This window comes from Metabacillus litoralis (genome assembly GCF_007994985.1).
GTDB lineage: Bacteria > Bacillota > Bacilli > Bacillales > Bacillaceae > Metabacillus > Metabacillus litoralis.
The window spans coordinates 58,815-68,302 of the sequence record NZ_VOQF01000018.1; the positions used below are offsets into that span (position 1 = coordinate 58,815).

Annotated in this window: 10 protein-coding genes; 6 read left to right on the forward strand and 4 right to left on the reverse strand. The window is 33.7% G+C overall.

Annotated features, from left to right (window positions below; genetic code table 11):
- Positions 1 to 174 precede the first annotated feature (174 nt).
- Positions 175 to 807, reverse strand: coding sequence for a LysE family transporter (locus tag FS935_RS20685; protein ID WP_146950540.1), 633 nt, complete (start codon positions 805 to 807; stop codon positions 175 to 177).
- A 259-nt stretch (positions 808 to 1,066) separates the two neighbouring features.
- On the opposite strand from FS935_RS20685, the gene asnA reads away from it, so the two are divergent.
- On the forward strand, positions 1,067 to 2,065 hold the full coding sequence (asnA, locus tag FS935_RS20690; protein WP_146950550.1) for an aspartate--ammonia ligase: 999 nt from the start codon (positions 1,067 to 1,069) through the stop codon (positions 2,063 to 2,065).
- A 146-nt stretch (positions 2,066 to 2,211) separates the two neighbouring features.
- Here asnA and FS935_RS20695 read toward each other — a convergent pair whose 3' ends face one another.
- On the reverse strand, positions 2,212 to 3,582 hold the full coding sequence (locus tag FS935_RS20695; protein ID WP_146950541.1) for an amino acid permease: 1,371 nt from the start codon (positions 3,580 to 3,582) through the stop codon (positions 2,212 to 2,214).
- A 431-nt stretch (positions 3,583 to 4,013) separates the two neighbouring features.
- Here FS935_RS20695 and FS935_RS20700 point away from each other — a divergent pair, with 431 nt between their 5' ends.
- The 3 genes from FS935_RS20700 (at position 4,014) to salA (ending at position 6,394) form a co-directional block, all read left to right on the forward strand.
- Positions 4,014 to 4,451, forward strand: coding sequence for a DUF2521 family protein (locus tag FS935_RS20700; RefSeq protein WP_146950542.1), 438 nt, complete (start codon positions 4,014 to 4,016; stop codon positions 4,449 to 4,451).
- A gap of 83 nt (positions 4,452 to 4,534) precedes the next feature.
- The gene (cwlD, locus tag FS935_RS20705) at positions 4,535 to 5,248 is read left to right on the forward strand and encodes an N-acetylmuramoyl-L-alanine amidase CwlD (protein WP_146950543.1); all 714 of its coding nucleotides are present in this window, start codon (positions 4,535 to 4,537) and stop codon (positions 5,246 to 5,248) included.
- An 84-nt stretch (positions 5,249 to 5,332) separates the two neighbouring features.
- Positions 5,333 to 6,394, forward strand: a complete 1,062-nt coding sequence (gene salA / locus FS935_RS20710; RefSeq protein WP_146950544.1) for an iron-sulfur carrier protein/transcriptional regulator SalA — start codon at positions 5,333 to 5,335, stop codon at positions 6,392 to 6,394.
- A gap of 110 nt (positions 6,395 to 6,504) precedes the next feature.
- Here salA and gerD read toward each other — a convergent pair whose 3' ends face one another.
- A complete protein-coding gene (gene gerD / locus FS935_RS20715) occupies positions 6,505 to 7,152 on the reverse strand; it encodes a spore germination lipoprotein GerD (RefSeq protein ID WP_146950545.1) in 648 nt (215 codons plus the stop codon).
- A 147-nt stretch (positions 7,153 to 7,299) separates the two neighbouring features.
- Between gerD and FS935_RS20720 the strand changes: the two genes are divergently transcribed.
- Positions 7,300 to 7,899 (forward strand): KinB-signaling pathway activation protein, encoded by a 600-nt coding sequence (locus tag FS935_RS20720; protein ID WP_146950546.1) that lies wholly within the window; start codon positions 7,300 to 7,302, stop codon positions 7,897 to 7,899.
- Positions 7,900 to 8,056: 157 nt separating this feature from the next.
- On the opposite strand, the gene pdaB is transcribed toward FS935_RS20720, so the two are convergent.
- Positions 8,057 to 8,821, reverse strand: coding sequence for a polysaccharide deacetylase family sporulation protein PdaB (pdaB, locus tag FS935_RS20725; protein WP_146950547.1), 765 nt, complete (start codon positions 8,819 to 8,821; stop codon positions 8,057 to 8,059).
- A 113-nt stretch (positions 8,822 to 8,934) separates the two neighbouring features.
- On the opposite strand from pdaB, the gene FS935_RS20730 reads away from it, so the two are divergent.
- The gene (locus tag FS935_RS20730; RefSeq protein ID WP_146950548.1) at positions 8,935 to 9,123 is read left to right on the forward strand and encodes a hypothetical protein; all 189 of its coding nucleotides are present in this window, start codon (positions 8,935 to 8,937) and stop codon (positions 9,121 to 9,123) included.
- The last annotated feature ends 365 nt before the right edge of the window (positions 9,124 to 9,488 follow it).

Here is a 9,488-nt window from a genome sequence, read left to right on the forward strand (position 1 = left end):
GCTTGCGCCGAGGAGGCTCAGCTTCCTCCCCGTGGAAAGCGAGTGTCTGCAGCGCAATGGAACGAATTTGTCTTTTCAGCTAACTGAATTTAGATTTATTCGTCTTTTTGGATGATTTCTTTTGTTATATCCCAACCTCTTTTATATTACATATGTATGTTAACTAAGCTATTATTATCCGAATAATGCTAGAATTCCTTGATAGGCAAAATAACCACCAAAACCAAGTAAAGATAAGCCTGAAATAATCGATATGACTTTAAGGCTGCCATCATTAAGGTATTTTCTAAAGCCTGTTGTTAATGCTGCAACAAATAGGTCCCATAATGTTAAACCAACAAAGATCATACAACTATATACTAACAATTGGCTTGTACCATTCATTTGCGCTGTTTTGGCTAAAACAGAACCATATATTCCCAACCAAAAAAGAATGGATAACGGACTAGTAATAGACATAATGAACCCTGTGAGAAAGCATTTCATTAGTGAATCCTTTTTTCTAGTAACAGTTAACTGAACCTTATTTGAACCTACTATACTTTCAATACCTGAATAAATTAAAATAAATCCTCCAAAAAGCCATAAAAAGATTTGAACAATTGGTATTTCTAAAAAGTGCACCATTCCTAGATAAACAAATAGCATAAAAAATCCATCAGCAATCATCGAACCTGCTCCAACGATCCATGCATGCCAAAATCCATTTTTAATTCCCTTATCTAAACGTACAGAATTAACAGGTCCTATTGGAGCAGCTAATGATAGACCCAGAAAGATATAACTTATTAAAATACTAACACTCAATAAGATCCACGCTCCTAAAAAATTGCTTTTTATAACTTGTACAATTATATGAATGTCGGAATTAACTATGACAAATAAACAATATTTGTATAGGTTATTTTGTGTTGATAATGACATGTTTCTTCGATAGATTTTTTTGTAACAAATGGAAATTAACTTACATACAGTGATTTTGTTCATTCTAAAATTGTAGTGACTAAAATGGTGTTAGGAAGTAAAAGTGATTAACATTTGGGAGGATACTATGGCAAAAACAACAATGGTACCTAGCGGGTATAAATCAAAATTAGATGTAATGAATACACAAATTGCGATAAATGAAGTAAAGGATTTTTTCGAAACTAAACTATCTGAATATTTAGATTTAACAAGAGTGTGTTCTCCGTTAATTGTGCCTGGTGGTCAAGGGATAAATGATAATCTAAATGGTGTAGAAAGAACGGTAGCCTTTAATGCATTGGACATTGAAGAACCTAGAATTGAAATTGTTCAATCATTAGCAAAGTGGAAAAGAGTCGCCCTAAAAAAATTTGGCTTTGCTCTAGGAGAAGGGCTATATACAAATATGAATGCCATCAGAAGAGATGAGAAGATCGATAACCTTCATTCAATATATGTTGATCAATGGGATTGGGAAAAGGTGATTGGGGAAGAAGATAGAAATATCAATACATTAAAAAGTGAAGTAAGAAAAATATATCAAGCTATTAAAACAACTGAGTTACACATGTCAAAATTCCATCCCGCTTTAAACGCTATATTGCCAGAGGATATTTATTTTATAACAACACAAGAACTTGAAAATTTATATCCATCCTTCACTTCAAAGCAAAGAGAAGATACAATCACTAAAGAATATGGTGCTGTGTTTATCATGCAAATAGGCGGAGTATTACGATCAGGAGAAAAGCATGATGGACGTTCACCTGACTATGATGATTGGAACCTAAATGGTGATATCGTATTTTGGAATCCTACTTTACAAAGATCCTTTGAAATTTCTTCAATGGGTATACGTGTAGATCGTGAAACTCTCCTGGAACAACTAAAGGTATCAGGAAATGAAGAACGGGAAAGCTTATATTTTCATCAAAATATTATCAATGGTAGCCTACCTCAAACAATTGGTGGTGGAATTGGTCAATCTAGACTCAACATGTTTCTATTAAAGAAATTTCACATTGGTGAAGTGCAAGCATCTGTATGGAATGAGGAAACTATGATTGAGTGTGAAGAGAAAAATATTCAATTATTCTAATTCTGTTTATATACATTGAATTATAGTAGCTATTGGATCTTTTTGTACCAAGATAGTGAATTGAATTAAGTGAATGATAAAAACCGCAAACTGGGGATTCGCGGTTTTTTTATAAGTTTTTTTCGTAACTTTGAGAAGATACCTATCTAATAATATCGAATTTTATTTTTAGGCTTTTTCCACTTGTTTTTCATGATTAAACAAATAGCTAAAATAATAACAAGAAAAAGAATGCTGACAAAAAAACCAGGTCGAACGGCTTTTTCAAATAATGTTCCTGTTATAGCTGCAACAATCAAAAGAAGCCCGATTACTGAGAATGCTTTTTTTATGAAAGTTTGTTCCAATAATCGAAGAGCAGAAATAATGATAAAGAACCAATTATATAAAACCAAAATTCCAGCGGCAGTTGTAATATATTCGTATATTTTCCCCGGTAATAATAATGCGGTAATAATTGAAGCTAATAAACCAATTGATGCGAGTCCTAGTGATGGTAAAGGTAGTTCCTTGAATTTTAGCTTCTTGGAAAAGAATTTAGGTGCGTCCCCATCTTCAGATAGTGTTACGAGTAGGTTTGTCACTCCATATAATGCAGCAGTCATAGCAGAGAAACCGGCAATAATAATAGCTCCATTAAACACATGGGGAAAAAAAGCCAGGTTATACTCGCTTAAAGCCGTTACAAAAGGGCTTTCCTCTGCATGAAAGACATCTGTTGCTACTAAAGTAACAGCAAGTACTAAAGATAAGATATAAACAAATGTTAGTGCGAATAACATGACTTTTCCTGATTTAGGTGCATCTTCCTTTTTCTTTAATTGCATTGCCATAATACCTATAACCTCAACACCTCCAAAGGCATAAAAGGCATAGATTAGAGATGCCCAAAATCCTTTCCATCCACCTGCGAATATTTCACCAGCAGATGTAGGAAGTCCAGTTGGATCAGTATCTCCTTTAATCCAACCAAAGAGTGCAGCCAATCCTAAAATGATAAACATAAGAATTGCTGAAAATTTTATGATGGCAAATACATTTTCAAACTTATCAAAACCATTTGTTCCACTTATAACAACCAAAATAGAAAGGATAGCATATCCGGCTGCAAAGACCCATAGTGGAACATCTTTGAACCAAAATTGTGAAAGGATTGCTAGTGCGGTTAATTGACTACCCATAATTAAGATATTTGAACACCAATAATTCCAACCACAACTAAATTCTGCCCACTTCCCAAATGCCTTACCAGCATAATAACAAAACGAACCTTCCTGTGGATCTTCTGCAGTCATATTAGCTAATACATTGAAAACAATATATGTCCCTAATGCAGCTAAAAGAAAAGAAAATACTATGGAGGGACCAGTCACACTAATTCCAATACTAGACCCAAGAAAATAGCCAGTTCCTATTGTACAACCTATTCCGATTAGTGAAAGCTGCCACCATTCTAAATTGCCTGTAGTATTAGATTTTTTATTACCTGCTTTTTGTGATTTGGATGTATTCGCCATAATTGCCTCCTATATTATCTATAGCTATTCTTAGTTAATTATTAAAAGATTATGTAACGAAAAAAAGCAGCTTTATCTAAAAGAATCATTCCGTGGGAAATAATTTATTTCCAGTTACTTGAATTCGCACCATTTGCTATCTGGTATGAACTTTCACTTTATTCACATATAGATTTCTTTATCGAGTCTCCACGTTGACATAACTTCTTCTATTGGAAGTTGCGATCGTGAAAAAACGACAAATACTTTCAAAGAAAGATACTGATATTTTTTGAAAAGTAAAAATTACAAGGTTTTTTACATCAACCGATCAAGGTGCTTGTACTTTTCTACATTCAAAACAGGAAATTCTCCATTAGATGAAATTGGAAAATATTTTACGAATGATAAATTCGGACTGTTAAACAATACATTTAAGGGAGGACTTTGATATGAATGAAATTATTTCTTTAAAGCAAAAGAGACATCAAAAAGAACTTAAATATGAGAAGAGAATGCTTCGTGAGTTATCTTTAGCGGAAATCAAAACGGAGATAGATACTTGCTTTGGTGGTTTTTCAAACATTGTCAAAAAGCCTGTAATTGAAGATGGATGTGTTGATTTTGCTATTGAATCCTTTTTGTTGGGTGCAAAGTACAGTAAATTTGGTTATTTAGGGGAATCAATGAATCAAGTTAATAAAAGATGTCAGATAGAAGAAAGACAGATAATAGATGAAATGTTTGATTACTTTTTAAACTTTGGGAAAATGAATGATCAAAATATCTCATTTGATGAAATCTATATTGCTTGTGAATTTTATGTTCATAATTGGTGGAAGCAAGGTTATTTAAAGGGTGAAAAAAGATATAAGCTAAGATTACATTAAAGTAGATAGATGGAATACTTCTTTATCATATTCCTCCTCTTTGTCCCATATATTTTAAGAGAGGACGAGCAGGAGGGAATAAGATGAAGCAAAAAATCAAGTGGTTTGGTTTTATTGGTGGTTTTGTATTATTACTTATATTATTTCAATGGCAAATTACAGATGATCGTTCATGGGAATCTTGGAATTTACCTCTAAGCGGGAAAGTCATTTATATTGATCCAGGACATGGTGGACCTGATGGAGGAGCGGTAGGTAATAATACATTGGAAAAAGATATATCTTTAAGTATTTCTTTAGTATTGCGAGATTACTTACAAGAACAAGGTGCACTCGTATTATTAACTAGAGAAGAAGATGTTGATTTAGCAGATGAAGATACATCAGGATATAGCCGAAGAAAAGCAGAGGATTTAAAAAAACGGGTGAATATAATCAATGATTCTAATGCTGATCTATTTTTATCCATACATTTAAATGCTATTCCGTCTGAAAAATGGAGCGGGGCTCAAACCTTTTACCATGGTAAGTTTGTTGAAAATGAAAATGTCGCGAAATATATACAGGATGAACTTCGTAGTAATTTAGAAAATACAGAGAGAGTTGCTAAACCAATTGACGGGATATACCTTCTTAGAAATATAGATAAACCCGGTGCTTTAGTTGAAGTGGGTTTTCTATCAAATCATGAAGAAGAAAGATTACTGTCAACAGAGGATTATCAAGATAAGGTAGCAGCGTCAATCTATAATGGTGTTATGCGTTATTTCACAAATGAGAAAAATCCACCTGAATAAACACTCAAACCAAACCTTTGTCTTTCTACCAAACGTTTATTATATGTTATACTGATGAAAACGAATCCATAAAGGGTGGTTAACATGCTAAGAGAAGAAGAATTACGTAAAATTATCGGACAACTTCAAGATCCTTTTTTACATAAATCATTAGATGAGTTAAGTGCCATTGAAGAAGTGAAAATCAAAGAAGAAAAGGCGCATGTTAGTCTTAAAATAGGAATTTCTAAATTAAATACAGCTGAGCAGCTTCAGCTTCAACAGAACATTGTAGCGTTAGTGAAAGAAGCAGGAGCTGAATCTGTAGGTCTTCGTTTTCATGAATTACCACAGAGCACAATCTCTGCATATCAAGATCCAGCAAATGAAAAATCAGATTCCCTTTTATCTCCAAACTCAAAAACAACATTCCTAGCAATAGCAAGTGGAAAAGGTGGAGTAGGTAAATCGACAGTTTCTGTTAATTTAGCTGTTTCATTAGCACGTTTAGGAAAAAAGGTCGGTCTTATCGATGCAGATATTTACGGCTTTAGTGTGCCTGATATGATGGGCATTACAAAAAGACCTGTAGTTCGTGGCGAAAAAATCTTTCCAGTAGAAAGATTTGGAGTAAAGGTAATTTCGATGGGCTTTTTCGTAGAAGATAATGCACCTGTTATCTGGAGAGGACCAATGCTAGGGAAAATGTTAAATAATTTCTTTAATGAGGTTGAGTGGGGTGATTTAGATTACCTTCTACTAGATTTACCACCAGGTACGGGGGATGTTGCACTAGATGTTCACTCTATGTTACCTGCATGTAAAGAAATCATTGTATCTACTCCACACCCTACTGCTGCATTTGTTGCTGCTAGAGCAGGGGCCATGGCTTTACAAACAGATCATGAAGTAGTTGGTGTTGTAGAGAATATGGCTTATTTTGAAAGTGCTAAAACTGGAGAAAAAGAATATGTGTTTGGTCGAGGTGGAGGAGAAAAATTAGCTGAAGAGCTTAGAGTGCCTCTATTAGGTAAAATTCCGCTTCAGCAGCCTGATTGGAATGATGATGATTTTGCTCCTTCTGTTTATGCAGAAGACCATCCAATAGGTAAGATCTATCAAGAAATTGGTAAACAGGTTCTGGGCATAATACCTGTTAAACAATGAAGTAACTTCATATTACTTAAAAGCCATACAGGATATGATTACTGTATGGCTTTTAAGTCCGTGTGTTAGGTAAAAAAACATATTCTTAACTGTGATGAAAATAGAGCGGTTTAACTACCGCCACCTTCACCACCTTGTTCCTGGCCAGCTCCACTTTCTCCGCCACCACTTTCTTCTTCAGCTGGTTGACTGCCTCCGGCTTGTTGACCAGCTTCCTCAGCAGCTTTTAGAAGTGTTTCCTGGATTTTGGCTTTATAAAGAGGACTTGATAAAGTTTCCATAATAACATCCTGTAGATGCTTTCTGAATTCTTGACTCTTTACAGCAGTTATCATACTCTTTTCCATTTCAGGATCTTGGAAAAGTTCCATTAACATTTTTTGATAGTCAGGATCCTTCATTAAGTCTTTAATCACTTTCTCATGCTCATCTTTTAGACTTGTTGCAAAGCTTTCAACAAACTTAGGATCTTCAAATACCTTTTGCCAAAACTTTGTACCCTTTTCAGATGTTAATGTTGTTTCAATAGTTTCTTTTACAATGCTTTGATCCATAATTAAAACTTGTTTCATTTCTTCATCTTTCATTACCTCTTGTAGCGCCTTTTTACCATCATCTGTTTTTAATATATCAACGACCATCTTCTTTGTTTGTTCGTAATCCATCTGACTACCCGATTCTTCCCTTGGTGCACAGCCTGATGTGAAGATGCCAAGCAATAAAAGTGTGAAAAGCATGAGGAGCGAGTATCTCTTCATGGTCATTTTTGCTCCTTTCAAATTACGTTTTATAGCTATATTTTTTAGTTAGATAAAAGAAATTATACGAGGAAAATGCTTCTCATATGGCTTTTTTACGAAAGGATTGGTAAAATCAAGAGTAGTAATGAGATGGAGGATATTGTAGTGAAAAGTCGAAATTGGGTGCGTTTCTTTTTAAGTACTTTACTTATAGGTGGAATTTCTTCAGGTATTATTGGTTTTGTCCTTAAATGGGGAGAATATAAAGACCTATTTATTAACTTTGAGATAATTGAAATCCTTTCTATTCTATTTTGGTTATTTGGAGTAGGATTAATATTTAGTGTGATAAGTCAGATGGGCTTTTTTGCATACTTAACCATACATAGATTTGGATTAGGGATTTTCCGCTCTGTGTTTTTATGGAATATTGCTCAAGTCGTTTTAATTCTATTTGTTCTATTTGATTTAGTTTATTTTCGTTATCAATTATTTGCAAATGAAACAGAGACTTTACTTCCATATCTCGGTATAGCTCTTTATGTATTTCTAGTAGGTATAATTGTTGCCTTCTTTAAGCAGAAGGATACTAATAAAGAAGCATTTATTCCAGCTCTATTTTTTATGGTAGTAGTCACATCGATCGAATGGTTTCCGGCATTAAGGGTAAATGAAGAGAATTGGCTATTGCTTATGTTAATACCTATTCAAATGTGTAATGCATATCAGTTATTAATGCTGCCAAAATTCACAAACTCAAAATAATAGAAAAAGCATTGCTTATACGTATGAAAGATATACGTATAAGCAGTGCTTTTTTTCTATGGTTTCAATATTTGCTCGTTGTAGTGGGATGGAGCAAAATAGATTTTTGTTTCTAAACACAAATTATGCAAGAACAATCTAAGAAGTTAAAAATTGCTTATTTGACTTCAGAAGACTTTGTTTTTGCATTCGAGATAATATCTCCTACAGTCACATTATTTAAACCTTTGCTCTTTATTTCTTTTAAGATAGAAGGTAGGGCTTTAACTGTTTGTTTTGCTGAGTCAGAAGCGTGCAAAAGGACAATATCTCCACCTTTAATAGAAGCTGTAGTGTTTTTAACGATCACATCTACACCAGGGTTCGTCCAGTCTTCTGAATCTATACTATAATGTACAACTGAATATCCTTGCTGCTGGGCTATAGTTAAGACTTCTTTATCAAAGCTCCCACTAGGTGGGCGTAATAAAGTGATATCTTTTAAGCCAAGTTTAGTAAAAGCCTCTTGTGACATATTTAGATCTTTTCTGACTTCCTGTGGCTCAAGATCTCTATAGTCTTTAAAATTATAGCCCATACTACCAACTTGATGTCCATCTTCTATAATACGTTTTACAACATCAGGATGTCTTTCAGCCCACGAAGCGGAAAGGAAAAATGTTGCATTATCTATCTTCTGACTTTTGAGAGTATCTAGGATTTCCTCTGCTTTCACATCACCCCAGCTTATATCAAAGGTTAAAGCAATATCCTTATTGCCAGCATCACCTCTATAAATTGCTTTTGGTCCATCTGCTGTAGAAAAGACAGGATAATTTAAAACATTTTCAACATATAATATACCTGCTGTAAAAAATGCTGCTATCATGATTAAGGCAATTTGCTTAATCTTTTTAATATGGAACACATGTATTTGATTCATAATGACCTCCTCGATCACATTTTCTCTTGAGACAAGTCTATGCTTTGTCCCTTTTGAAAATGATTAGAAAACAAAAATATTAGAAAGAATGTAGAAAAAAGATGGAGGAAAACATGATTTACTTTATGTTTAAGGAAAAAGAACGATTGGAGCTAGAGAGCATCTTAATGAATGAATTGGAATATACAAATGAAATGATAGAAAAAGAATGTCAAAAAGAAGTGGGTAATAGAATAAAGGAAAGAGCGTTAAAAGAGAGAACAAAAATTTTAATGGAGATATTATATAAGATAGCAAAATGAATTTTTAAGGGAAGAATACAGGCTAGTGTTAGTAGGGCAAACTTTATAAGAGGGGGGGCAAGCTATACTAAAGCACAATAATGCTTAACTACGCATATGTTTAATTGAAAAAGAATTTAGGTAAAATAATTTAAAGTAAGTAGTTGACTTATCATTGTCATGGTGTTATATTGTTATTCGTCGCTTATAAATGGATTTAGAATTCATTTGGATTAAAGGAAACTTTTTCTTTAATTGGGGTTGACGAGAGAAGTTGAGTGTGTTAAATTAATAAAGTCGCTTCTGAGGGAAACGATGAATATATGATCTTTGAAAACTAAACAAAACCAAGCGTGCCAACGTTAATTTCGATTAACAAAAACGTA

Excerpts from the sequence above, each read along its gene's own strand:
- asnA (WP_146950550.1), top strand. The coding sequence starts at position 1,067 with ATGGTACCTAGCGGGTATAAATCAAAATTAGATGTAATGAATACACAA.
- FS935_RS20695 (WP_146950541.1), bottom strand. The coding sequence starts at position 3,582 with ATGGCGAATACATCCAAATCACAAAAAGCAGGTAATAAAAAATCTAAT.
- FS935_RS20700 (WP_146950542.1), top strand. The coding sequence starts at position 4,014 with ATGAATGAAATTATTTCTTTAAAGCAAAAGAGACATCAAAAAGAACTT.
- cwlD (WP_146950543.1), top strand. The coding sequence starts at position 4,535 with ATGAAGCAAAAAATCAAGTGGTTTGGTTTTATTGGTGGTTTTGTATTA.
- salA (WP_146950544.1), top strand. The coding sequence starts at position 5,333 with ATGCTAAGAGAAGAAGAATTACGTAAAATTATCGGACAACTTCAAGAT.
- gerD (WP_146950545.1), bottom strand. The coding sequence starts at position 7,152 with ATGAAGAGATACTCGCTCCTCATGCTTTTCACACTTTTATTGCTTGGC.
- pdaB (WP_146950547.1), bottom strand. The coding sequence starts at position 8,821 with ATGAATCAAATACATGTGTTCCATATTAAAAAGATTAAGCAAATTGCC.
- FS935_RS20730 (WP_146950548.1), top strand. The coding sequence starts at position 8,935 with ATGATTTACTTTATGTTTAAGGAAAAAGAACGATTGGAGCTAGAGAGC.